This window comes from Colwellia sp. 12G3, from assembly GCF_002836775.1.
Taxonomy (GTDB): domain Bacteria; phylum Pseudomonadota; class Gammaproteobacteria; order Enterobacterales; family Alteromonadaceae; genus Colwellia.
Genome location: NZ_PJAQ01000032.1, coordinates 67,237 through 90,496, shown reverse-complemented (window position 1 = coordinate 90,496; position 23,260 = coordinate 67,237). Strand labels below are relative to the sequence as shown.

At 38.4% G+C, this 23,260-nt stretch carries 22 protein-coding genes; 7 read left to right on the top strand and 15 right to left on the bottom strand.

Annotation, left to right across the window (positions count from 1 at the left end; genetic code table 11):
• Nucleotides 1-340: 340 nt before the first annotated feature.
• The 3 genes from CXF71_RS09270 to CXF71_RS09260 all read right to left on the bottom strand — a co-directional run bounded on the left by CXF71_RS09270 (nucleotide 341) and on the right by CXF71_RS09260 (nucleotide 3,364).
• Nucleotides 341-1,621, bottom strand: coding sequence for a TRAP transporter large permease (locus tag CXF71_RS09270; protein ID WP_101232674.1), 1,281 nt, complete (start codon nucleotides 1,619-1,621; stop codon nucleotides 341-343).
• Complete coding sequence (locus tag CXF71_RS09265) at nucleotides 1,621-2,142, bottom strand: TRAP transporter small permease subunit (RefSeq protein ID WP_198559862.1); 522 nt, start codon at nucleotides 2,140-2,142, stop codon at nucleotides 1,621-1,623. The genes CXF71_RS09270 and CXF71_RS09265 overlap by 1 nt, the downstream gene beginning before the upstream one ends.
• 130 nt (nucleotides 2,143-2,272) lie before the next feature.
• Nucleotides 2,273-3,364, bottom strand: a complete 1,092-nt coding sequence (locus CXF71_RS09260; RefSeq protein ID WP_101232673.1) for a TRAP transporter substrate-binding protein — start codon at nucleotides 3,362-3,364, stop codon at nucleotides 2,273-2,275.
• 551 nt (nucleotides 3,365-3,915) lie between these two features.
• Here CXF71_RS09260 and CXF71_RS09255 point away from each other — a divergent pair.
• Nucleotides 3,916-5,055 carry an FIST signal transduction protein gene (locus CXF71_RS09255; protein WP_101232672.1) on the top strand — a complete coding sequence of 380 codons (1,140 nt, stop codon included), beginning with the start codon at nucleotides 3,916-3,918 and terminating at the stop codon, nucleotides 5,053-5,055.
• Between the two features lie 13 nt (nucleotides 5,056-5,068).
• Nucleotides 5,069-6,880 carry a putative bifunctional diguanylate cyclase/phosphodiesterase gene (locus tag CXF71_RS09250; protein WP_101232671.1) on the top strand — a complete coding sequence of 604 codons (1,812 nt, stop codon included), beginning with the start codon at nucleotides 5,069-5,071 and terminating at the stop codon, nucleotides 6,878-6,880.
• Nucleotides 6,881-6,905: 25 nt separating this feature from the next.
• On the opposite strand, the gene ubiA is transcribed toward CXF71_RS09250, so the two are convergent.
• Nucleotides 6,906-7,769, bottom strand: a complete 864-nt coding sequence (gene ubiA, locus CXF71_RS09245) for a 4-hydroxybenzoate octaprenyltransferase (protein WP_101232670.1) — start codon at nucleotides 7,767-7,769, stop codon at nucleotides 6,906-6,908.
• Nucleotides 7,770-7,834: 65 nt separating this feature from the next.
• On the bottom strand, nucleotides 7,835-8,455 hold the full coding sequence (locus CXF71_RS09240; RefSeq protein ID WP_101232669.1) for a chorismate--pyruvate lyase family protein: 621 nt from the start codon (nucleotides 8,453-8,455) through the stop codon (nucleotides 7,835-7,837).
• Nucleotides 8,456-8,715: 260 nt separating this feature from the next.
• On the opposite strand from CXF71_RS09240, the gene CXF71_RS09235 reads away from it, so the two are divergent.
• Nucleotides 8,716-9,105 (top strand): flagellar basal body-associated protein FliL, encoded by a 390-nt coding sequence (locus tag CXF71_RS09235; RefSeq protein WP_101232668.1) that lies wholly within the window; start codon nucleotides 8,716-8,718, stop codon nucleotides 9,103-9,105.
• 18 nt (nucleotides 9,106-9,123) lie between these two features.
• Here CXF71_RS09235 and glpG read toward each other — a convergent pair whose 3' ends face one another.
• The 4 genes from glpG to CXF71_RS09215 all read right to left on the bottom strand — a co-directional run bounded on the left by glpG (nucleotide 9,124) and on the right by CXF71_RS09215 (nucleotide 13,119).
• Nucleotides 9,124-10,014, bottom strand: a complete 891-nt coding sequence (gene glpG, locus CXF71_RS09230) for a rhomboid family intramembrane serine protease GlpG (RefSeq protein ID WP_101232796.1) — start codon at nucleotides 10,012-10,014, stop codon at nucleotides 9,124-9,126.
• Nucleotides 10,015-10,020: 6 nt separating this feature from the next.
• Nucleotides 10,021-10,347 carry a thiosulfate sulfurtransferase GlpE gene (glpE, locus tag CXF71_RS09225; protein ID WP_101232667.1) on the bottom strand — a complete coding sequence of 109 codons (327 nt, stop codon included), beginning with the start codon at nucleotides 10,345-10,347 and terminating at the stop codon, nucleotides 10,021-10,023.
• Nucleotides 10,348-10,765: 418 nt separating this feature from the next.
• Complete coding sequence (tdh, locus tag CXF71_RS09220; RefSeq protein ID WP_101232666.1) at nucleotides 10,766-11,821, bottom strand: L-threonine 3-dehydrogenase; 1,056 nt, start codon at nucleotides 11,819-11,821, stop codon at nucleotides 10,766-10,768.
• An 89-nt stretch (nucleotides 11,822-11,910) separates the two neighbouring features.
• Entirely contained in the window at nucleotides 11,911-13,119 is a 1,209-nt protein-coding gene (locus CXF71_RS09215; protein WP_101232665.1) for a glycine C-acetyltransferase, read from the bottom strand.
• Between the two features lie 362 nt (nucleotides 13,120-13,481).
• Here CXF71_RS09215 and CXF71_RS09210 point away from each other — a divergent pair, with 362 nt between their 5' ends.
• The gene (locus CXF71_RS09210) at nucleotides 13,482-13,910 is read left to right on the top strand and encodes an Lrp/AsnC family transcriptional regulator (protein ID WP_101232664.1); all 429 of its coding nucleotides are present in this window, start codon (nucleotides 13,482-13,484) and stop codon (nucleotides 13,908-13,910) included.
• A 101-nt stretch (nucleotides 13,911-14,011) separates the two neighbouring features.
• Here CXF71_RS09210 and CXF71_RS09205 read toward each other — a convergent pair whose 3' ends face one another.
• Nucleotides 14,012-14,890 (bottom strand): hypothetical protein, encoded by an 879-nt coding sequence (locus tag CXF71_RS09205; protein WP_157826728.1) that lies wholly within the window; start codon nucleotides 14,888-14,890, stop codon nucleotides 14,012-14,014.
• An 86-nt stretch (nucleotides 14,891-14,976) separates the two neighbouring features.
• On the opposite strand from CXF71_RS09205, the gene waaA reads away from it, so the two are divergent.
• Nucleotides 14,977-16,332: a lipid IV(A) 3-deoxy-D-manno-octulosonic acid transferase gene (gene waaA, locus CXF71_RS09200; protein ID WP_101232662.1), complete on the top strand. Its 1,356-nt coding sequence runs from the start codon at nucleotides 14,977-14,979 to the stop codon at nucleotides 16,330-16,332.
• A complete protein-coding gene (locus CXF71_RS09195; protein ID WP_101232661.1) occupies nucleotides 16,329-17,090 on the top strand; it encodes a 3-deoxy-D-manno-octulosonic acid kinase in 762 nt (253 codons plus the stop codon). Before waaA ends, CXF71_RS09195 begins: the two co-directional genes overlap by 4 nt.
• Before the next feature lie 199 nt (nucleotides 17,091-17,289).
• On the opposite strand, the gene CXF71_RS09190 is transcribed toward CXF71_RS09195, so the two are convergent.
• From CXF71_RS09190 to CXF71_RS09180, 3 genes are read right to left on the bottom strand one after another with little or no spacing between them, the layout of a single operon-like run.
• Entirely contained in the window at nucleotides 17,290-17,706 is a 417-nt protein-coding gene (locus CXF71_RS09190) for a phosphate ABC transporter substrate-binding protein (RefSeq protein ID WP_101232660.1), read from the bottom strand.
• Between the two features lie 8 nt (nucleotides 17,707-17,714).
• Entirely contained in the window at nucleotides 17,715-18,848 is a 1,134-nt protein-coding gene (locus tag CXF71_RS09185; RefSeq protein WP_101232659.1) for a porin, read from the bottom strand.
• Between the two features lie 47 nt (nucleotides 18,849-18,895).
• Nucleotides 18,896-20,515: a methyl-accepting chemotaxis protein gene (locus CXF71_RS09180; RefSeq protein WP_198559861.1), complete on the bottom strand. Its 1,620-nt coding sequence runs from the start codon at nucleotides 20,513-20,515 to the stop codon at nucleotides 18,896-18,898.
• Nucleotides 20,516-20,739: 224 nt separating this feature from the next.
• Between CXF71_RS09180 and CXF71_RS09175 the strand changes: the two genes are divergently transcribed.
• Nucleotides 20,740-21,060: a hypothetical protein gene (locus CXF71_RS09175; RefSeq protein ID WP_101232657.1), complete on the top strand. Its 321-nt coding sequence runs from the start codon at nucleotides 20,740-20,742 to the stop codon at nucleotides 21,058-21,060.
• Here CXF71_RS09175 and CXF71_RS09170 read toward each other — a convergent pair.
• Both CXF71_RS09170 and pyrE read right to left on the bottom strand, forming a co-directional pair.
• On the bottom strand, nucleotides 21,057-22,445 hold the full coding sequence (locus tag CXF71_RS09170; protein WP_101232656.1) for an alpha/beta hydrolase: 1,389 nt from the start codon (nucleotides 22,443-22,445) through the stop codon (nucleotides 21,057-21,059). The genes CXF71_RS09175 and CXF71_RS09170 overlap by 4 nt on opposite strands.
• Before the next feature lie 158 nt (nucleotides 22,446-22,603).
• Nucleotides 22,604-23,257, bottom strand: a complete 654-nt coding sequence (gene pyrE / locus CXF71_RS09165; protein WP_101232655.1) for an orotate phosphoribosyltransferase — start codon at nucleotides 23,255-23,257, stop codon at nucleotides 22,604-22,606.
• Nucleotides 23,258-23,260: the final 3 nt, after the last annotated feature.

Here is a 23,260-nt window from a genome sequence, read left to right as displayed (position 1 = left end):
AACCGCATAATAGCTTGTCTATAAAATATATATTAACATTGGTGATTAAGCAATGCGCCACAAATAAAACAGAAGCAAACAATAATAAAAACAATAACTAAGACTAACCATACTCAGCGCAAAGATATAACATATCAGCTACGCAGTTGTAACAAAACTGTTACAATATTTAGTTAAGGTACCATAATCACACGGGTACATCCCCCCCATAAAACTTGCGTGGTCGGCTATTTATTGCACTAGTGTTATCAGAATATCTACTTTGAACGCAATGAGTTTCGATGCCATGGGTGTATCGCCACTCATTAGCGATACACCGAGCAGGGTTAATAAATAATCGCTATGAAATGATCAATTGGTCTGGAAAAAACAGCACCAATAACAGTACCGCTATTTGTATTAAAATAAAGGGAATCACCCCTTTATATATGGTGGTGGTTTTAAGGTATTTCGGCGCCACACCTTTTAGGTAAAATAAACTGAAACCAAAGGGTGGTGTTAAAAAGGAAGTTTGCAAGTTCATTGAGATTAAAATGGCGAACCATACTAAGTTTACATCTAAAGCTATGGCTACTGGGAGTAAAATAGGTACCACTAAAAATGCAATTTCGATAAAATCAATAAAGAAACCGAGTATTAAAATGGCAAGCATCGCCAAGGCAATAAAAGTCCACTTGCCCCCTGGCAGCTCCATAAAGAATTCTTCAATGAGATACTCGCTGCCCGAATAACTGAACACCATAGAAAATGCCGTTGCACCAATTAATACCGCAAAAACCATCGAGGTAACTTTCACTGTTTCTTTGGAAACTTCATGCATTTTACTAAAAGAAAATGTGCCATATAAAACCGACAAAATAACCGCACCTACCGCACCTATGCTGGCAGATTCTGTTGGTGTCGCAATGCCCGCAAATATTGACCCTAGCACAGTCAAAATAAGTATTAATGGCGGTACAATATCTTTTAATGCTTGTACTAGCAGTTCACGTTTATTTTCAGTAACAACTAACGGTGGGACGAATTCAGGTTTAATTTTTCCTAATATCAAAATATATATAACATAGGCAACAACCAGTAGCATGCCAGGTAAGGCTGCAGCTCGGAATAAATCCCCAACTGGTACGCCCATAACATCACCTAAAATGATTAAAATAATCGAAGGCGGAATAATTTGTCCTAGCGTGCCTGAAGCACAAATAACGCCGGTAGCCGTTGGTTGGTGATAATTGTTCTTTAACATTACCGGTAAGGAAATAACCCCCATAGCAACAACGCTAGCCCCCACAACACCCGTTGATGCAGCTAATAATGCACCAACCACTATGGTAGAAATAGCGACACCACCAGCAATGCCACCAAAGAGTTTAGCGGCAGACTCAAGTAATCGCTCTGCCAAGCCTGTTTTTTGTAACACTATGCCCATAAAAATAAACATCGGCACAGCCATTAAGATAGTGTTCTCCATAATGCTCATAATGCGATAAGGCATAAAAGCAAATAAATCAGCGCCTAAAACAATCGTGCCTACGATTAATGAAACTCCTGCAAAGGTAAAAGCGACTGAGTAGCCAAGAAATAAACACACAAGGGCAATAGCAAAAAGTACAATACCTGTCATTACTCTTCCCCTGCTTCAAGCGGCGTTGGCGCAGTCAGAATTTTTAATTGAGCAATCAGTACATGAAAAATAGAAAGCATCAAAAAAATGGAAGAAAGGGGAATAACACTGCGTACAATCCAACGATGTGGCAAGCCTCCAGGGTCGCCACTGCCTTCGCCCATTTGATAGGCTTCAAAAGTATAATCCCAGCTGTAATAGAGAATAATAAGGGTAATAGGTAAAGCTAAAACTATCGAACCAAAAATATTCACCAAGGCTTGTTTTTTTGCTGACATGCTATCGTAAAAAATATCAACGCGCACATGGCCATCTTCTTTAAAGGTATACGCAATGCCAAACATAAACATGCCCGCAAACAGATGCCATTCAAGCTCTTGCATACCAATACTTACATCATTAAAAAAGTAGCGCATGATAACGTCATAAAAAACATTAATGATCATTAATACCATAAGCAAGCTACAGAAATTACCCAGAGCATCGATAATTTTTCCCGTTATTTTTAACACTGAATCCATTTAGTTCTCATCTTAGTAAAGCAATTTAGTCATTCAATTAATAATCAAAAACCAGTGAGATAACTTATCCCACTGGTTTTATTTTTTATATAAAATATTTATATAAATGTCGTTCGTCCGTGACTAAAAGCTATTTTTTAGCATCAAAATTATCAAGATAAGCTCTGTCTGACAAATTAGTCCAAGCACGTACCTGATCTTTATAATCATTTAATGACTTAAGAATCTCTGCCGTCATAGGGTCTTTAGCGGCAAACTCTTTTAGTAACTCATCATTTGCTACCATAAGCGCATTCATTACTGGTTTAGGAAATGAGCGCATTTGCACATTTGGGTAATCTTTCTTAAGCGAAGCTAAGTTCACCCCACTGGCATGCATTGATTGAGAATACATATCGTATGCAGCCACTTTCATGGCAACGGTTAATATTTTCTGCAAGTCTTTTGGCAATGAATTATAAGCTTTTTCATTCACCATAAACTGTAACTCAGTGCCGGGCTCGTGCCAACCGGTGTAATAGTATGGCGCTATTTTATGAAAACCCATACGTAAATCTAGTGATGGGCCAACCCACTCTAGCGCATCAATCGTATTGCGCTCTAATGCGGTATAAAGTTCACCCGATGGAATATTGGTAGGCTTTGCGCCTAATTTTGCTAACACTTCACCAGCAAAACCCGGAATACGCATTTTCAGCCCTTTAAAATCTTCTACGCTGTTAATTTCTTTTTTAAACCAACCGCCCATTTGGTTACCAGTATTGCCGCCGGGGAATGACATAATTCCATATTGGTCATAAACTTTTTTCATTAACTCCATGCCGCCGCCATAATAGAACCAAGCATGCTGCTCAGACGCTATCATGCCAAAAGGCACAGTAGTAAAAAACATGGTATTGAAGTTTTTACCTTTCCAGTAATAAGACGCTGAATGCCCCATCTGATATTGGCCACTTTTGACAAAATCAAAAATGCCCAGTGCAGACTTATGCTTATTAGAAGAATCAATACGAATGGTTAAACGGCCATTGGACATTTCCTTTACCATTTTGGCCATATTTTTAGTGGTGTCACCAAAAATAGGAAAGTTAGGTCCCCAGGTTTCAGCTAAGCGCCAACGATATTGTTTATCATCATCCGCATGAGCTAAGGCAGAAAGCCCCAGCGAAGATAAACCAAGCGATACGACAAGTGCCGCCTTTACGAAAATTGATTTTTTCATCTATTCCTTCCTTTCACTTATTGTCATTAATTATTTTTATAAGAACTTCACGTTACGCAAATTCAATTGAGCTTATACCAATTACACTAATAAATTGATCAACGTAGAGTTATATTAGCGAACTCAGAACAAGCAAAATTACTTAAACATAGTTATTCTATATTTCTTTAATTTTGAGCCGTTATTGGTTCGCTAATAAACTCCCAAAGGGCGAGCTTAAAAGGCTTACATGCGTCGTTATTGATTTCGACAAGGGAATAACCATTCTCTCAATCAATGCCTTGCCTTGCCTCTAAGCCTTTTAATTCTCGCTAAGTGGTCAATTAATTAATGTACTTGGTATTACTAGTTGTACTGTACTTTTATTGAACAGCGCAACTAGACATAAGTAGTAGCTGCATCATCCATTGATTAGCCTAACGATAATTAACTAATAAACAAGCATCTATATTGAAAATACAATAATTAACACTAGTTTTCTATTAATAACTTAGGCATTATGCTAGGTACAGTGAAGTAATAATAAAAATAAAACCAATGGATACAATAAGATGGACGCTGAATTATTCACTTGGCATACTCAAAGCGATACTTTACATGATTTACAAGAAGGCTTAAGTCTCGCCCAAAATAGCGGGGCTAAAAGCTTATTAGTGCTAACATGCAAACAAAATAATTATCCTGAAGAAGTACTCAACTCACTATTAAGCGCCTGTCCACTAAAGCTCTTTGGTGGCATTTATCCAATGCTTACCCTTCAAGAGACTTTAATCAAGCAAGGTGCTTTGATTATTGGTTTTAAAGAAGACTTTGATGTCACATTGTTTTCACAACTAAATCATGTAACCAATGAAGCCTGCTTAGAAAAACTTATTACTTCAACCTTAGAAAAAAAAGACAATTTCAGTGGCCAGGATAATTTTTTGATGTTTTATGATGCCTTAATCCCCAACATTGAAGGATTTGTCGATTGCCTCTTTGAATGCTTAGATCACGGTATTAATATCGCTGGTGGTGGTGCTGGCAATTCAGATCTTATCCAACGACCTTGCATTTTTACCAACCAAGGTATTCATAGCAATACGGTGTTATTGGTCACCTTACCAAGAAAGCTTAATACTAGCGTTGCGCATGGCTGGCGCATTTTTCAAGGACCTTTTTTAGCCTCTGAAGTGCAAGGGCAAACTGTGCAAAGCTTAAATTATCGACCTGCATATGAAATTTATTGTCAAGCCATTGAAAGTGCCACTGAACACAAATTCAACAACACTGAATTTTTTGATATTGCTAAAAACTTCCCGCTAGGCATTGAAGACATCAACAATAATCTAATTGTTCGCCACCCGATTTTAGAAAAAAACAATACATTACAGTGCTTTGGTAATATTCCTATTAATTCAATGGTCTATTTACTTGAAGGTGATACAGAAACATTAATCGATGCAACAGCGCTGGCAGCAATCACCGCTTTTTCAGAACTTTCTCAAACAACAATACCAACAACTATGATCTTCGATTGCATTAGTAGAGTATTATTTATGAAAGATGAGTTTGAAAAAGAACTCAATGCCATTGCTACACATTGCCCTTCACCTGCACTATTTGGCGTAATTTCGCTAGGGGAAATAGCCAATAGTCAAAGTGGCGCTATTCGCCTTCTCAATAAATCAATCGTAATTAGCTCTTGGTAACAACTAGGTCAATATGAATAAAGCACTTTTTATTATTTCACTACAACATGAGCTTGCCATGGCTATTGGCAATAAGCTTGACTTAAGAGCTATGTTAAAAGTTTTTTTAAAGGTATGTTTTAACCGCCTTGACTTAACGAGTGCACATATTCATGTTTATTGTGACCAGAGTGGTATTCCTTGCAAGTTAAGACTACTTGAAAGCACTAGTTTTCAACACTTTTTAAGTATTCCAAAAAGTAAACGTGGTCAACCCTGGGCTCAAAACACTCACCTTAATAACTTTGTAGAACAGCTCAACAACAGCCAAAGTAATAGCTCTTTTCAATGTGAAAATGGTCAATATCTATTTGGCTTTATTATCCCTAACCATGGTTTACTCACCTTTGAAACCCACTATATTTTAGGCGATGAAGTACAAAAAGCGCTGCAACCTGTTTTACAAAAATTAGCTTCCAGCTGTTACACCTCATTAGTGCATGACTCCCTAGTAAAAGAAGTGCATTCTAGGCAACTCATTGAAGAAAAGGTGGCTTTTCAAGCTCAGCACGATGGCTTAACCGGCTTGTTTAACCGTCAGCATATAAATCATCTACTCGCTAATGCAATAGAGGAAGCTCATCTCAACAAAAAGATTGGTAGTGTGCTTTTTATCGATCTCAATCGTTTTAAGCCGATAAATGATTCCATGGGTCATGCTGTCGGCGATAAAATCTTACTCACCTTATCTAATAGGTTACATTCATTAAGCAGCGAACATATAGATATTGGTCGATTTGGCGGAGATGAATTTATTATTCTGCTGAAAAATCTCAAGATTGATTATCAAGAAACGGTTAACCAACTTATTGAACAAATTAACCAATTACTTGCCATTCCTTTTGTTATCGATGCTAATTCGTACAAACTCACTTGCAGTATTGGTTATGCCTTCTTTCCTCTGCAAAGTAGTACGGTTAATAACCTGATTAAATTTTCCGATATTGCCATGTACGAAGCCAAGCGAGCTAAAAGTCAAAGTGGTAAAAAATACCAAGCAGCAATGTCAGAAAAAATAAAAAGGCGCTTGGACTATGTCGATGATATGAAACAAGGGTTAGAGCAAGACGATTTTAAATTATACTACCAAGCGCAATATAACCATTATGGTGACATAATTGGTGCGGAAGCATTATTACGTTGGCAGCATCCTATACATGGCATGGAATCTCCTGCGGTTTATATTCCTATTGCCGAAGAAAGTGAGCTCATTCTCGCTATTGGTCAATGGGTTCTAGAGCAAGCCTGTCGTGACATCAAGAAACTAGAGCAACTGAAGCTACCAGAGAGTTTTGATAAGATATCGATTAATATCAGTGCTAAACAGTTAATTCAACCTGATTTTCAAGAGAAAATACTGCATGCTATTGAGCAGAATGATATCCCCGCTAAACGCTTAGGGTTAGAATTAACAGAAAATCTGTTAGTAGAAAACATTGAAGATTCAATCAAGTTAATTGCTTCGCTAAAAGAAAAGTCTATTGATTGTGCGATTGATGACTTTGGTACCGGCTACTCCTCTCTCACCTATTTAAAGCGTATTCCAGCAAGCGTATTAAAAATAGACCGCTCCTTTGTCGCTAACATAGCCCAAAGCAGTGAGAGCGCAGCTATTGCCAGCATGATTATCAGTTTAGGAAAGACCCTGAAGATGAACGTGCTAGCTGAAGGGGTTGAGACGATAGAAGAGTTTAACTGCTTAAAAGATCTTGGTTGTTATCACTACCAAGGCTTCTATTTTAGTACACCGTTACCCTTTGATGAGTTTATCCGACTATTAAGCTAATGGACTAATAACGTACAGTACAGTACTATAAATATTCAATTGCAATACCAACAAACACACTTAAACCAACCCAATGATTATGCAAAAAAGCTTGGAAACACGCGTTACGCTCTCGATTAACAATCAAGAGTTGTTGATAGCTAAATAAGCCTGCTGCCACAATCAGACAACATTGATAAGGCCAACCAAAGGCTAAAATATCACCCACTGTCCATAATAATGCCAAGGTTATTAACTGTAAAAATCCGATAATACGCTTATCGTTTTCGGCAAATAAAATAGCAGTAGATTTTACCCCTATCTTAACATCATCATCTCTATCAACCATGGCGTACATGGTGTCGTAAGCAACCGTCCAGCATAGATTAGCCGTAAACAGTAACCAAGCAACTAGCGGTATCTCACCTTGTACTTCTGAAAAAGCCATTATCATACCCCAACTAAAAGCAGCACCTAAAAATAATTGTGGTAGCTGGGTATGGCGTTTCATAAAGGGGTAGAGAGCCGCTAAAAATAGTGCAACAACAGAAAGATAAATCGTTGACCAACTCAGCATCAGTACTAAACCAAGTGCCATGCCAATTAAGACGCCAAACAAATTAATAGCTTCCGTAGGTGTCATCATGCCATTAACGAGTGGCCTATCCTTAGTGCGTTCAACCATGCCATCTATTTTTCTGTCCGCATAATCATTTATCACGCAACCGGCACTACGCATAATGAAAACACCCAAACTAAAAACCAACAATATTTGTAAATTCGGCCAACCATCACTAGCAATCCATAATGCCCAATAGGTTGGCCATAATAATAAATAGGTACCAATAGGCTTATTCATTCGAGTAATTAATTTAATCGCTAGCCATTTTTGTTGAATTATTTTCAGCATTTATATGTTTCTTTTTTAGTTACTTTTATTTGTTTTTTATTACGTGAGCAGTTGTTGATTATTGATTATTGATAGGCAAAAGCATCAGGTAAAAAAACCTCCGCCACCATCAAAGGCTTATTATCCACCATAAAGATAGAGCGGCGCCCCCAAAGTGCTTTATTTTCCGTTATTACAGCGTTTACCGGTAACTTATCAATAGAGTGCATAATCTCTAATTTAGCGGCTAATATTGCGACACTCGAATCGCTGGCAAAAGCCGAGAGCTCTAATCGCATACGTTGTAATGATGGGTTATTAAACAGTACTTGCCCTAGCGGTTGTTCACCTAAATGAGCAAGCGCTTTTTCTTTACCCGTTAAGCTTGCCAGGGGTAGTAAACTTCGCGCAAAAACCTGCGGAACATTATCACAATATAAAATAACTTCACGCACCAATATAGGCTCGTCGACTTTAATAAGGGCGCAAGCTTCTTCTGCTGAGCATAACTGTTGTTGTTCACCAATCACTTTGACTTCGAAATTTTCACCACGGCTTTTTAATCGCGCGGTTAGTGAACCCTCATCAAGCAGCCAATCTTTAAGGGGCTCAGACAACAAAGATGCACTTTCGGCACTCACTGGCTGCCAATGCCCCTTTAAAGTTACTGGAAAGGTTATAGGAAAACTCACTATTTTCTGTTTCATAAATCTACTTCATAAAATAATAGGGTGTAAAATCGTCGCTATAATAGCAGACCTAAAAGGTAAACTCATTTATCTCAAGTAAGGTAAGCTTAAAATCAATGTCCGCGCAGCTTATCTGCTCATTCATGCCTATTTATTATCTCTTTGAGCGCTTATTTTTTGATAAAAAAGTCATGCTTTAATCAAAAATAGTCAAGCAAATGACTAAAATCAGGTTATGATAAGGGTAAGTTCAATCATCCCCAGTCGACTATTATTTTATGTATAAATACTTATTTCTCTTTTCTTTTTTACTAACCGTAAGCGCAAATGTTTCTCAAGCAAAAGCAAGTGATTATGCTTATTTTGGCTTTGAACCAGATATTGTCACCAACTATGTCGCCGTGAAAAAGAAAATGGGCTATGTGCGTTTAACCGTAGAGTTGATGGTTGATGGCAATGATTTAACTATCGTTGAGCATCATGCGCCGTTATTACGTGATGCCATCATTAATATTATTGGTCAGCAAGCAGAAGCTAAAGTGAAATCGATGAAGGGTCGTGCGGAAATTCAGTTGCAGTGCGAAGAACAAGTAAAAGAGTTATTAACCAAAGAGACCGGCCAACCACTGATAAAAAAATTACTCTTTACTCAATGGTTAGATAACTAAAGATTAGTGAATAGTAAGTTATTTGTTATCGTTAATTCCAATAACCTTGACGGTAAATAACGCCAAAAAACAACCTGAGAGTAAGCCAAGTAAATGTGCAGTGTTAGCCATATTAACAGGCAGTAAATCAGCAAAGCCAAGTACTAGCCAAAAAAGTAAGAATCCAACTAATGGCTTCGCAAGAGACAAGCCTCTGTCAGGGGCTAAATAACCAAACCACCAGACAAATCCTACCAGCGCATACACCACACCAGATAAACCACCAAAATTGGATCCCGACACTAAATATTGCCCTACGTTGGAGACAATAGCAGAGATGAGCAATAAATTAATGAGTGTTACTTTACCTAACGTTTTTTCTACACTGCCCCCTAACTGCCACCACCACATGGTGTTAAAGACAATATGTAGCCAAGAAAAATGAAAAAAAGCAGGGCCAATTAAGCGTATGGGATCAGTTAATAAAGCATCCATTGATAGCTGAGGATAAAACTGAAGGGTATTAAAGATAGTTTGCGCCCAGCCAAGCTCACTACCGAGAAAAACCAGCCAGCATAGGGTAAAGATGAGTAAGGTAACAATACCCGCATGGGCTAAAAAACTGTCTTTAAAATTATTTATTAAACTAAAGTCATCCGCATTTAAGCTGACTGTTTCACCCCTATCCCATGCCGCTTGTTGATATTTGTCGGCATAGGGTTGCAAAATAAAGGCATCAAATTCTGTTTTTGCTTGTAAGATTTTATCTTCTGGACAATAAATCACATGGCCTTCATCTCGGCTTGATTTGAGCTGTGATTTTATACCTAAAGATTGCAGATAATTACTGAACAATAAGGCGACATTATGGTCTTTAAGTTGAACCAGTGGCTGTAAAGTATCCGTATTATCTGCAGGCTTACTTGTCATCAGCAATTATCGCTCTATATTGTCAGGAAATTGTGTTTGCCACTGGGTAAAACCACCGTCCAGAGAGTAGACGTCGGTAAAATCTTGGCTTATCAAAAATTCTGCGGCTTGTTGGCTCGAGATGCCGTGATAACAACAAACAACGATGGGTGCATCAAGATCTGCTTCACGTAAAAAATCAGGTAATGATTCATTAGTTAAATTAATTGATTCTGCAATACGACCATTGGCAAAGGAATTAGTATCTCGAATATCTACCACAACATGTGACTTATCTGCCATAACTGCTTGTAAATCACTGACTGACATATGCTTAAAACTATTCTCTGGCACTATATATTCCTCATTTAATTTTTAATCACTACCAGGAAGGCAATAACTTTTTTATATTTTAGACGTTAATCAAAAAGCATCTACTAGCACTAAGGTGAGTAGATGCTTTTTTTCAACAGACACTAGTATAACGAATTAATACCAATCCGTATAAGAAAGTGATCGCTTAGCGAGAGTTTAAAGGTTTATAGGCAAGGCATTGATTACAGGTAATGGTTGTTCAGGAGAAACTGCTCCTGCGTTCTCTATTAAGCAACATCCATGTAGCGTCCTTAGCAAAATCAATAACGCTGTATATAAGCCTTTAAAACTCGCCCTTGGGAATGCATGCACACCATGATAACGTCACCAAATGAGATAAATATAGAGTGACTATATCTAGACTCATTTTGCTTGTTCTAATGTCGAGCATGTCATTCTAAGTGGTCACTTCTTTATGCGGAGTGGTATCAGTCCAATCTAAAATAACCTTGCCAGATTGACCAGAGCGCATCATATCAAAGCCCTGTTGAAAGTCATCGATATTGTAATGATGGGTAATAATTGGACTGAGATCTAAGCCCGATTGAATCAAACTTGCCATTTTATACCAAGTCTCAAACATTTCACGGCCATAAATACCTTTAATGGTAAGCCCTTTAAAGATAACTTGGCTCCAATCAATGGCCATATCACTACCTGGAATACCCAACATGGCAATTTTCCCACCATTGTTCATATTTTCTAACATGCTAGTAAAGGCCATTGGAACACCTGACATTTCCATACCAACATCAAAGCCTTCGGTCATACCTAATTCTGTCATGACATCAGCAAGATTTTCTTTACTGACATCAACCGCGCGGGTAGCGCCCATTTTACGTGCTAGATCTAAACGGTATTCATTAATATCGGTGATTACAACATGACGTGCACCAACATGCTTAGCAACCGCTGCGGCCATAATACCGATAGGACCAGCTCCAGTAATTAGCACATCTTCACCCACTAAATCAAATGACAATGCGGTGTGAACTGCATTACCAAAGGGATCAAAAATTGCGGCTAAATCATCAGAAATTTCATCCGGTAATTTAAAGGCATTGTAAGCAGGTATCACTAGAAATTCTGCAAATGAGCCAGCACGATTAACACCAACACCCACCGTATTACGACATAAATGCGTTCGACCACCGCGGCAATTACGGCAATGGCCACAAGTAATATGACCTTCACCTGAAACTCGGTCACCTAAACTAAAGCCTTTAACTTCTTGACCAATACCCACCACTTCACCAGCATATTCATGACCAACAACCATAGGTACCGGAATGGTTTTTTGTGCCCATTCGTCCCAATTGTAAATATGAATGTCGGTACCACAAATAGCGGTTTTGTTAATTTTTATCAGCAGGTCATTATGGCCTAATTTTGGCTTTTCGGTATTCGTTATCCAGATGCCTGGTTCTGCTTTTAACTTAGCTAAAGATTTCATTGTGTTCTCTATCTATTTAATATTCAATTACATACAGGTTGTATAGCCCAATTTCTTATGTGCCACAAATTGGGCTATACAAGTGATAGTTAGATAACCGCCATTTCTTTACCAATACGGATAAAGGCTTCAATAGCATGATCTAACTGCGCTTTATTATGTGCAGCAGAAATTTGTGTACGAATACGCGCTTGCCCTTTAGGTACTACCGGGAAAGAGAAACCAATTACGTAAATACCTTCCGCTAATAAGCGATCAGCCATTGCACTCGCAATTTTAGCATCACCTAACATTACTGGTATAATCGCATGGTCACCACCAGCACAAGTAAACCCTGCGGCTTCCATGCTATTTCGAAAATAGGCGGCATTGTCTTTAAGCGTTTTACGCAACTCTCCGCCTTCGGCTAATAACTCAAGCACTTTCAATGAAGCGTTTACAATTGCTGGTGCTAATGAATTAGAAAATAAGTATGGACGAGAGCGTTGACGTAACCATTCAACGACTTCTTTTTTCGCTGAGGTGAAACCGCCTGAAGCACCGCCCATGGCTTTACCTAGAGTCCCAGTGATTATGTCTACACGACCCATTACGTCGCAATACTCATGGCTACCACGACCTTGTTCACCAACAAATCCTACGGCATGTGAATCATCAACCATTACCATAGCATTGTATTTATCCGCTAAATCACAAACACCTTTTAGGTTAGCGATAACGCCGTCCATGGAGAAAACCCCATCGGTAGCAATTAACTTGAAACGTGCGCCAGCTGCATCGGCTTCAATTAAGCTTTGCTCTAAAGCAGCCATATCATTGTTGGCATAACGGAAGCGTTTAGCTTTACATAAACGTACACCGTCGATAATAGAGGCATGGTTTAATGCATCACTAATAATAGCGTCTTCAGGACCTAATAAGGTTTCAAATAAACCTGCATTCGCATCAAAACAAGAAGAGTACAAAATGGTATCTTCCATACCTAGAAACTTACTAATGCCTTGCTCTAAAGTCTTATGGATATCTTGAGTACCACAAATAAAGCGTACTGATGCCATACCAAAACCATGCTCATCTAAGCCTGTTTTTGCCGCGGCAATTAATTCAGGGTGATTTGCTAAACCTAAGTAATTATTGGCACAAAAATTTACTACCTCTTCACCCGTATTCACGGCTATTTGTGGCTGCTGAGCAGTAGTAATAATACGCTCAGCCTTGTATAAGCCGTCTTCTTTTACTTGCTCTATTTGTGCAGTTAAATGCGAGTAAAAACCTTTTGTAGATGCAGAACCAGTCATGTGAATTCCTTAAATAATTATTATTGTTCAATAGTCATATTATCAACTCAGATCGTACTATAAGAAAAGTGACACTAATTGAGGATATGACCTTTTTTATAGTTAAATTGACATATGTACCTGTCAAAGTGTAAGTTAAAGGCTGTATTATGAATATATACCCTTGTTCATTCAAAGTGCAGCTATTTAGTGACAATTAAAATAACTTTAGGCAAACCAAATAATTTAAACATAGTCATTCTATGGTTTGGTTATTTAGCGCCGTATAACGTGATTTTAAACCCATCGAATAAGTGCTTGTGCAACATCACTACTTCGTTGCATCGCTTTGTAAGGGAATAACCATTAAAGTGGAGTGTAGTTTGTTAACTGAAAAAGATGAAGAATTGCTGTCAATATTACGGCTTAATGCTAGAGCAAGTGTTTCAGATATCGCCAGAGCAACGGGTGTTTCAAGAACAGCTATACAAAATCGACTCAATAAGCTTGAAAATAATAACGTGATTAAAGCATACAGCGTTGTGCTCGACAGCGCTTACACCAGTGGCTTAATTTCGTCTAATGTCTCGTTAAAAGTAAAACCAAACTTACGACAAAACATTTGTATAGCCTTGCGAAAAGTGCACCAAATAAGCCATATCCATTCGATAAGTGGCGAATATGATTTATTGGTTACCATACAAGCCAGCACCTTAGAAAAACTTAGTGAAGTACTCAATATGGTATGCTCAACTGAAGGCGTGGAAAGAACCAACTCTGCTATTATTCTTGATACCATCTTTGAGCGTTAGAGCGACCATTTTGACACCTAAACCCTCGGCGTAAATATGACACTAATTAATCGAGTTAACTTATATGCAGATGATGTGGTGTCGATTTTCGTCGGATATTTTTAGCGTAAAGTAAACTTCAGCCACAGTGCAATATCATCAACCAAATACTTATTAGCGTTGATTATTTGATAATTTTGTCTGTCACCTTTGTATACTTGCTGTTTTGAATCTTTGGAGCCATTCCAAGTAAAGAGTTCCTGAGCGGTAGCATAACTCATAGCATGTTGAGCAGAGCTAATAAAATAACTAGGGATATCGACAAGATTCTTATAGCGCTCTTTATCGGCATAAGACATCTCTGGGGTTAATAACACCATTGAATTTATGTGCACGTTTTCAGCTAACGCCACTGCATAAGCGCCGGCACAACCATTGGCAACAATTGAAATCCCCTGACTATTATCAACTTTACTACGTAAAAAGTTATAAGCTGCCAATAAATCTTCTGACCAATAAGACATTAAAACAGCCACTTCTGTTTGATAACTAACAATATCCTTCGCATTTTTTTTCACTGCTAAATGAGAATATCCTTGGTCAACACTATTACCATAACCGCGAAGGTCGAGCGATAAGGTATGTAAGCCTTGCTGGGCGATACTTATTGATAGTGTTTTATATTTTGTTCGATCACTATGGCAATCATGTAAAACAATGACACCGGGCATATGTTGAGCCGATGCTTTATTGGGTAAAAACCGATAATCTGCCGTTAATAAAAAATCATGATCAGCACGTGCCTTAAACTTGACTTGATATTGAAGTTTAGCCTTAATTGTATCCTGTTCAGCGGCAGCTTTTTCAGCAAACGTATTGGGTAAAGATACGCTTTGTGCATTGGCAGACATTGAAAAGCTGTGAACCGCTAACAAGCAAAAGTAACAAGCTTGTTTTATTTTAGCGGTCGCTACGATTTTCATTAATTTTTGCTGCATCATTTTTACTATCATAATTGCTAACGCTTATTTGGAAACCCTTTGGTATAATCTACCGATAAACTTATTATAGAGCAATATCCACCGATATGATTTCCTTGCTAATTTACCGTCTCTTACTATTGCTATTATGCCCATTATTACTGGTTTTCTTACTCGTTCGATCTAAAAACAACAAAGCTTATCGTCAACGTCTGCTAGAACGCTTGGGCTTATTTCCAAATCCCTACAAGCAAGGTGGCATTGTTGTACATGCCGCCAGTGTTGGTGAAGTTATTGCGTTAAAAAGCTTTATCGACAAATTACTACTCAATTATCCTAATTTACCCATCACCATAACGTCGTTTACACCAACCGGCTCAGCACAAATAGTGAAGCTCTTTGGTGATCGTGTTCAGCACGGTTATTTACCGCTAGACCTATTTCCCTGCACGGCATTATTTCTGCAACGACTCAAACCTGAAATGATGATTTTCATGGAAACCGAATTATGGCCGAACTTAATTGCCCAATGTGCACAGAAAAATATTACATTATTATTAATTAACGGCCGTTTATCGCAAAAATCATTAAAGAGCTACCAAAAAATTAGCCCGCTAATTGAACCTTGCTTAAACCGTTTCAACAAAATACTCACGCAAAGCCAAGAGAATTTATCGCACTTTTTGCTGCTAGGTGCGCAGGCAGATCGATGCATAAATAGTGGTAACTTGAAATTCGATATCACAGTTAATGAGCAAGTTATCAATAAAAAGGCTGAGTTAGCCAAGTTACTTGTTACTGATGATAGCCAATCCAGAAGAAAAATTTGGTTAATCGCCAGTACACATGATGGCGATGAAAAAATTGCCTTAGCGGCCTTTAAGGATTTGTTAACTCAATATCCTCAACTGTTATTAGTTTTAGTACCGCGCCATCCAGAACGTTTTCAGCAAGTCGCCAACCTTTGTCTTGAACAAGGTTTTTCATTAGCAAAGCGCAGTGAAAACACCGTAATTAGTGATGAACAAGTTTGGTTGCTTGATAGCCTAGGTGAATTAATGGCCGCCTTTGATTTATGTGATATCGTCACTATAGGCGGCAGTTTCAGTGAAGTCGGTGGTCACAATCCGTTAGAGCCCGCATTATTTAATAAGCCTGTTATCGTTGGTTACAACATGAGTAACTTCAACGAAATAATGCAGCAGTTAAGACAAGAAAATGCCATTATTGAGCTTTCAGCGGACGAACCTAGCACTCAACTTGTCAATGAAGTTAGTACCTTATTACAACAACCAATCCTACAAAAAATGCTTGGTGAAAGTGCACTAAAAGTAGTATTAGCTAACCAAGGAGCCAGTGAAAAAACCTTGGCTCAAGTAATAAAGCTTCTGCCCAAGATTCCTATTGATATTGACACTATTAATACTGACACTACTCCAAATTCTGTAGGAGATAACGCGTGAGTCAAGCGATACCGACCGCACAATTTTCTAAACTTGAACAAGGCAAGGTTGCTTGTTTTTTCAATGAAACCCTCATTACTGATTTCAGTGCCGACATGCTTAGCCCAAGTTATTGGCAACAAAAAGAGGCAGTAACCGGTTCAGCGCAAGGTCGTGGCACCACTTGGTTTGTCGCCTATAGTGATAACAATAGCATTCAACATGACTGGGTATTACGCCATTATTACCGTGGTGGTTTAATGGGTAAAATCAATAAAGACTCCTACTGGTTTAGTGGTTTAGAAAGTACCCGCGCCGCTTGTGAGTTTGCCCTATTGCGCCATATGCAAACGTTACAACTTCCTGCTCCTGAGCCAATAGCCTATCGAGTTGTTCAACATGGCTTAAGTTACAAAGCTGACTTGCTTTCCAGCCGTATTCAACAAGCCCAAGATTTAGTAGCCATTTTAAGTGTAAAAGCGTTAGTTGATGATGTTTGGCGACGCATTGGTGCCACTATTAAACGCTTTCATCACCATGGGATTTATCACCATGATTTAAACAGTCATAATATTTTACTTGATGATAAAGAACAGGTTTTTTTAATCGACTTTGATCGCGGTGAATTACGTACTAACCCTGTTAATACGAGTTGGAAGCAAGCTAACATGGCACGTTTACAACGTTCATTCTTAAAAGAATTAAATAAGTTAGAAAAATTTTATTTTACTGAACAAAACTGGCAAACATTAATGAAGGGGTATAATCGTAGCAATTAATTTTGCAGGCTGAACAGAATAAAAATAAAGCGAGTCTCTCGACGTTTTAATGAAATATCTTACATTTACCACATTCAATGATTGCTTAGTTCATATAAAAAAGAAGGTCTGCTTAATTCTATTAAGCAGACCTTCTTTTTTATTTCGCGGCCTTTAAAATACGTAGTCAAATATTTCGACTAATAAGTAGGATTTTTATCTAGAACGTTTTCACCACTTTCACAGTACCATCAACACTTGCTGCATCAACATATCCTATAGCGCCTGTGTTCTCTGCAACAAAAGAAAGTACTGCCGCATCATTGTCTACTTCAGTGGGAGGATTACCTTTTCCTGAAAAAACCCTCTTAGACCAATACGCTTTTATTTGGCTCGAGCTTTTGTTAAGTACCTTTTCTTCAAAAACCACCCGAGCTGCTGTACCCGCTTTTGAATTAATAGGTATTGCAGACTCTCCGTCACTGAATTTTTTCAATTTCCCTAAAAATAATCGAGAAATTTCGGTATCAGATATAGCACCTCCATTAGCGGTATTGACTACAATAGAAACATCCGCATAACAGGTATGTGAAATAGCTAAAGACGTTAATAATAAAATACTGATAATAAATTTCATAAGACCTCCTAAAACACAGTTACAATAGCGGTACGGAATAATCCGGCATCTTTGGTACTATCTAAGTCATTTGAATAACTGGTATATTCAAACTTTAATGCGGTGGAATCATGAAAGTCCCATCGTAACCCCATAGTGTAATAAGATTGCTCTTGAGTTAGTGAATTAGTAAATCCATTAGTAACTGCAATCAAACCATCTAGTTGAGGGCTAACACCAGACGGAACCCCTCCAGTTATAGAGTCTTTAGCGTCATCATCAACGCCATACGTAATATGAACTAATATATTGTCCAAGCGATAGCCTGCCATTAAATAATAACTATCTGCATCTGCTATTGGCGTTCCATCTAACGTTAATGAAGTGTATTCACCAATGAGCAGAATGTTTTCATAGTCAACTTGGAAACCGAGTTCTATAAAATCACCGGTATCATCTTCGATAACAAAATTATTTGCTACATCAACAAAGCCACTCGCAGCCCATGGAGCATAAAGAGGACCACTATCTGTAATGATATTCATGTTGGTTTGAATATAACCGGCACGTAAGGTCAACCATTCTCTATTGATGGTAATTGATAACCCCATTAAGTCTTCAAAATCAGCTGGCGCATTATCCAAGGCAACTAAATCATCACTATTACCGCCGTAAATAAACTGTACTGTAGTATCAAACTCCCCAATACTTGTTGAGTAAATGGCACCCAATCCATCAAATGTATCAAATGGAACACTATATACCCCCTCTGGTGGTGTTATCCAAGGATAGGCGTAAGAAACATCTAAAAAATCTGAATACATATAAAACGGAACACGCTGACGGCCTACTAAAAACCTAAGCTCGTCTGTGGCATTATAACTTACATAGGCCCATTCAAACTCTGGACTCCATTCATTCTCACCGCGAGCGATAATTTGTGCTGTAACGCCAAAGCCATCACCAAGATCACTTGTTGCCTGCAAAGCAAACAATGAGCCATTTTTAAAGTCAAATTTGTCGTCAAATCCGTAGAGTGATTCATCGCTTGAGGTTGTGGTGCCTGCAACAATATTAGCAAAACCGTTGAACTCGATTTCAGCCTGGACACTGCTGACAGCTAAAGCACTACATAAGCCTAGAACCTTTATCTTTTGTTTCATGTTATACCTTCCGTTATTGTTGATTTTATTGTGACAGTCATTAACTATTAGACTTTAAACTGACGAGCTACTTCCTCTAATTCAGAGGATAACTCAGCTAATTTATTACTTACTAGGGCGATTTCAGCGGAGGCTGCAGAGGCTTCGTCAGCACAACCTTGAATATCCTCTACATGACCTACCATTAATCCTGATACTTGATGTTGTTCCTCTGTAGCAACTGCTATCGCGCCATTCATATCCGTAATAGTGTTCACAGTCTCAGTGATAGATACTAAACTTTCACCCGCGATATTTGCACTTTTAACACTCGCTTCTACACTGGCTTGAGAGTTTCCCATCATAGTTACAGCTTTACTCGCTGCGCCTTGAAGTTGCTCTAACATTTGATTGATTTGCTCAGTAGACTCTTGAGTACGAGAAGCAAGGTTTCTAACCTCGTCAGCAACAACAGCAAAACCACGCCCTTGTTCTCCTGCTCTCGCGGCTTCTATCGCTGCATTAAGTGCTAAAAGATTAGTCTGCTCTGCAATACCTCGAATGACCTCAAGTACAACATTGACTTTATTAGTGTCTTCTTGGAGTTGTAAAATAGTCTCTGCCGATTGAGTAACATTATCAGCAAGCTCTCTAATGCCTTGTACGGTAATTTCAACAACCTGTTTACCTTTATTCGCTTCTTCGCTAGCGTTTCGAGCTGAATCGGCAGCCTCTGCTGCATTAGTTGTGATGTCTGCCACACTAAGACTCATTTCTTCAACAGACTGCCTTGATTGCAAAACACTATCTGATTGACGCTGAAATGTGTTAATTGTTTGTTCAGACAAGCGCTGGATCGTTTTAGAGTTCTCAGCCAAAGGTAAGGCGGTATCAACAACCTTTTTAATAACACCCTGTAATTTCTCAATAAAACTGTTAAACCAAAAAACTAAATCCCCGATTTCATCGGTACTTGTTGTCGATAGCCTTACGGTTAAATCGCCATTTTCTTGGGCTATGTCTTGCAATGAATCAATAACATCTTTCAAATTAGAACGAATAGCCCGAGCAATTGGAATTGCTACAGCGAACAGTAAAATGATAGTGATTGTGCCCACAATAAGACCCGAAGATGACGTTGACTCTGCTTGTTCTGACATTGATTCAAAAGAAGCAGTAAAAGATGCATAACGTTGAGATTGGAACTTGTTTAGATCATTTTGAAGCAGCGCTAATTGGTCTGACATTTCTTTACTACGCTGCCCTAAGGTAGAAAAATCGGCAGTACCTTCAACCATTTCTTTAGATAGCGCATACGCTTTATTAAAATACTGATCAAAATTAGTCAACAGCTGACGTAAAAAAGCAGCACTCTCATCGTCAATAGGGATAGTTACGTTAATCTTATCTTTAATTTCTTGTGCAAAGCCTGTTGCATCATCAAGCAAGTCACCTTCCCCCATGGTGACTGCATTGCCAAATGTTTCTTTAATTTTATCCAGCCGAACTAAGCTATATTCGGAGGTTTTCAACAGTTGATATTCAACTCTGTAAGCCCTATCAACTTGATCAACAATGGTAGACATGGCAAGAATACTCATCATTAAATAGATACAAAAACCTAGAGCACCTACCGTTGGGATCAGTAAAATCTTAAATTGTATAGAGAGCGATTTAAAAGCATTCATAAATGGATACATCTCATTATAATTGTTCGAACAGTTCGATAATTATTCTAAGTCTAGGAAACAAAATAATATTTCTCAACCTACTGAAGTGATTGTTTTTTTGGAGCGGGGAAACTTAATAGTAATTGTATTTCAAACTGCTAGGGTTGATATAATTTGTTACTTGAGTGAAGTGAATGTTAACTTGTATACTTGATTTACTCATAACTTCTAACTAAATTCATATGAAATTTATTATCATATTACTGACAACAAGCCTGCTGTTATTTTCATACCCTGTAACAGCAAAAAAAACCGCAGTACCGGATATTAGCCACTTAGTTTCTAAAGAAGATTTTGCAAGATATACTGACGTAGCCGACTTTATTGAGCGATCGCCAAAGGTGACCATCTCCGTTGCGCCGTCAAAGGAAGATATAGATGAATATGGTCTACAAGTGGCTAAATCATTGACTGGTTCAGATTGTGATAGAGATGGGAAAATGGATGACAATCCAACCTGTAATGCTGTTTTTTATAAGCTGTGGTTAAAGTACGCCCGTTAATTACTAACTGCCAGTTGAGTAGCCATTAAAAAGGTTGTCATTTCATCAAGCATTTCTTGATAATACGGATTGTAAGTCAACCTTTGTATTGGTAATTTATTGGTCAAATTCATTTCAGTCACTTCCCCCTTGACCACCTGCTCATTCTGTTTACAGGCTATATAGCGCGTAGCATCTTTTACATAGTGACCACAATTTCTATATTGTCCTTTAACACCATAATGTGGGTTGTCAGGGGAATTAGTCGTGGCGATGTGAGCAACATCTAAAACGTCACTGCATAAATTTTCAGGTGAACATTCTGGCACAATCACCGCCATCACATCAGCTAACTTTTTAGGAAGTTTGTTGTTATCACCATAATAAATCAGCACACTTTTTTTCATCTGCTCTTGAGGTGATGCTAATTGCCACTCTTGAACTAATTTTAAGGTATGCTCCGTATCTATTGTTTGGTCATGCTCGCTGGCGACAACAAATATTGGGATTTCATGCATTTGTCGACTCGCCAATGCTTCATCACCAACTACAAGACTCATCAGGGCATGTACTTGTGCTCCTGCGTTATAGGGGAATGACTCATATTTTGCAAAATCGATATCCGCATCAAGGTCAATCCAGTCAACAAAGGGGATGGCATCAATATATTGAGCCAACCAAGCAAGATCACTCTTTGCCTTAGATGCAGGTGACCACATAAATAACCCTTTGATTTTTTCATCAACACTTGGTTGGTCCATCAAGTAGTTAAAGATGAGTGCCCCGCCGGTAGATAAACCACCTAAGTAGACCTGCTGATAATCGTTCAACGTTTGCTCAATAGCAAATTTTGCTGCTTGTTGCCACTCGCTATACTCAACATCCAACAATTCAGAGGGCGCCATAGCATGTCCTGGCAATAACAATGTACGTACGGTAAAACCCTGTTGGTAGAAATACTGGCTAAGATCATGAAAAGAAAACGGTGAGTCCGTTAAACCATGAATAAGTAAAATAGCTTTGTCATTATTCGCTTGAGCTAATTCATAGGGTGCAACTAACTGGCTTATTGTGGGTGTTTTCGACCATTTATTTTGTTTCGCTAATTGTTGGTAGGTATCAGTGACAATCGGACAAGGCATATTAGCCCTAGGGTTTTTATTACTAATGACCTGATAAGCATCGGTAAGGTATTGCTGGTAGCTTGATAAATTTTTGAAGTTAACCGCTGCTAGAGACTTAGCTGATGGTTCCTTAACTACTTCATTAGAGAAGCGATACTTGCCCGATTCAATCAGGGATACATAATCACCTTGAATGGTCAGGCAATCTTGCTGTCCTTGGGCAAATGACAAAGTACTGACCAACCATAATAGTAAGAACATATACTTATTGGCATTGTGCATGATGATTTCCTGTTAATTTAAAGTTGACGATAGACTAATTGTTCGGTAACAAGCTTTATACTACGCAAAAAAATAACGCCTTTGAAACATTTTGCTTCAAAGGCGTTATTATTTAAAGATAAGTTACTAAACTTTATTCACTAAAGACTGTTAGTACATTAGATACCGTAATTTAAACGATATTTTTTAATGCTTGCTAAGTTCTCTGCTAATTCAGGTTTACTCGCTACTTGTTCTTCAAGGAAGGTTACAACATCACCTAAAGTAACAATCGCCGCAACTTGCGTACCAAAATCACGTTCAACTTCTTGAATGGCTGAAAGTTCGCCTTGACCTTTTTCTTGACGGTCAAGCGCAATCAACACACCAGAAAGCTGTGCGCCATGTGTTTTAATAATTTCCATGGATTCACGGATAGCTGTACCGGCAGTGATAACATCATCAACTAGCATGATTTTACCTTCAAGATCAGCGCCCACTAATGAACCACCTTCACCATGCGTTTTTGCTTCTTTACGGTTAAAGCAATAAGGCACATCAATATTATGGTGATCGAACAACGCAACTGTGGTCGTTGTCGCAATTGGGATACCTTTATAAGCTGGGCCAAAAACCAAATCGAAATCAATTTTTGCATCCATTAACGTAGCCGCATAAAAACGACCTAAACGTGCTAAATCACCGCCGGTTTTAAACAGTCCCGCGTTAAAAAAGTAAGGGCTAACTCGACCAGACTTTAATGTAAACTCACCAAAGCGTAATACCTGTTTCTCTATCGCAAATTCAATAAACTCGCGTTGATAATCTTTCATAGT

Bases quoted from the DNA above. Each gene is read 5' to 3' on its own strand.
- CXF71_RS09205 (WP_157826728.1), bottom strand. From the start codon at position 14,890: ATGATGCAGCAAAAATTAATGAAAATCGTAGCGACCGCTAAAATAAAA.
- glpG (WP_101232796.1), bottom strand. From the start codon at position 10,014: ATGACAAGTAAGCCTGCAGATAATACGGATACTTTACAGCCACTGGTT.
- CXF71_RS09190 (WP_101232660.1), bottom strand. From the start codon at position 17,706: ATGAAATTTATTATCAGTATTTTATTATTAACGTCTTTAGCTATTTCA.
- CXF71_RS09180 (WP_198559861.1), bottom strand. From the start codon at position 20,515: ATGAATGCTTTTAAATCGCTCTCTATACAATTTAAGATTTTACTGATC.
- CXF71_RS09270 (WP_101232674.1), bottom strand. From the start codon at position 1,621: ATGACAGGTATTGTACTTTTTGCTATTGCCCTTGTGTGTTTATTTCTT.
- CXF71_RS09215 (WP_101232665.1), bottom strand. From the start codon at position 13,119: ATGACTGGTTCTGCATCTACAAAAGGTTTTTACTCGCATTTAACTGCA.
- ubiA (WP_101232670.1), bottom strand. From the start codon at position 7,769: ATGCTGAAAATAATTCAACAAAAATGGCTAGCGATTAAATTAATTACT.
- CXF71_RS09240 (WP_101232669.1), bottom strand. From the start codon at position 8,455: ATGAAACAGAAAATAGTGAGTTTTCCTATAACCTTTCCAGTAACTTTA.
- CXF71_RS09185 (WP_101232659.1), bottom strand. From the start codon at position 18,848: ATGAAACAAAAGATAAAGGTTCTAGGCTTATGTAGTGCTTTAGCTGTC.
- CXF71_RS09250 (WP_101232671.1), top strand. From the start codon at position 5,069: ATGAATAAAGCACTTTTTATTATTTCACTACAACATGAGCTTGCCATG.
- CXF71_RS09265 (WP_198559862.1), bottom strand. From the start codon at position 2,142: ATGGATTCAGTGTTAAAAATAACGGGAAAAATTATCGATGCTCTGGGT.
- waaA (WP_101232662.1), top strand. From the start codon at position 14,977: ATGATTTCCTTGCTAATTTACCGTCTCTTACTATTGCTATTATGCCCA.
- CXF71_RS09170 (WP_101232656.1), bottom strand. From the start codon at position 22,445: ATGCACAATGCCAATAAGTATATGTTCTTACTATTATGGTTGGTCAGT.
- CXF71_RS09255 (WP_101232672.1), top strand. From the start codon at position 3,916: ATGGACGCTGAATTATTCACTTGGCATACTCAAAGCGATACTTTACAT.
- CXF71_RS09260 (WP_101232673.1), bottom strand. From the start codon at position 3,364: ATGAAAAAATCAATTTTCGTAAAGGCGGCACTTGTCGTATCGCTTGGT.
- CXF71_RS09235 (WP_101232668.1), top strand. From the start codon at position 8,716: ATGTATAAATACTTATTTCTCTTTTCTTTTTTACTAACCGTAAGCGCA.
- CXF71_RS09175 (WP_101232657.1), top strand. From the start codon at position 20,740: ATGAAATTTATTATCATATTACTGACAACAAGCCTGCTGTTATTTTCA.
- pyrE (WP_101232655.1), bottom strand. From the start codon at position 23,257: ATGAAAGATTATCAACGCGAGTTTATTGAATTTGCGATAGAGAAACAG.
- tdh (WP_101232666.1), bottom strand. From the start codon at position 11,821: ATGAAATCTTTAGCTAAGTTAAAAGCAGAACCAGGCATCTGGATAACG.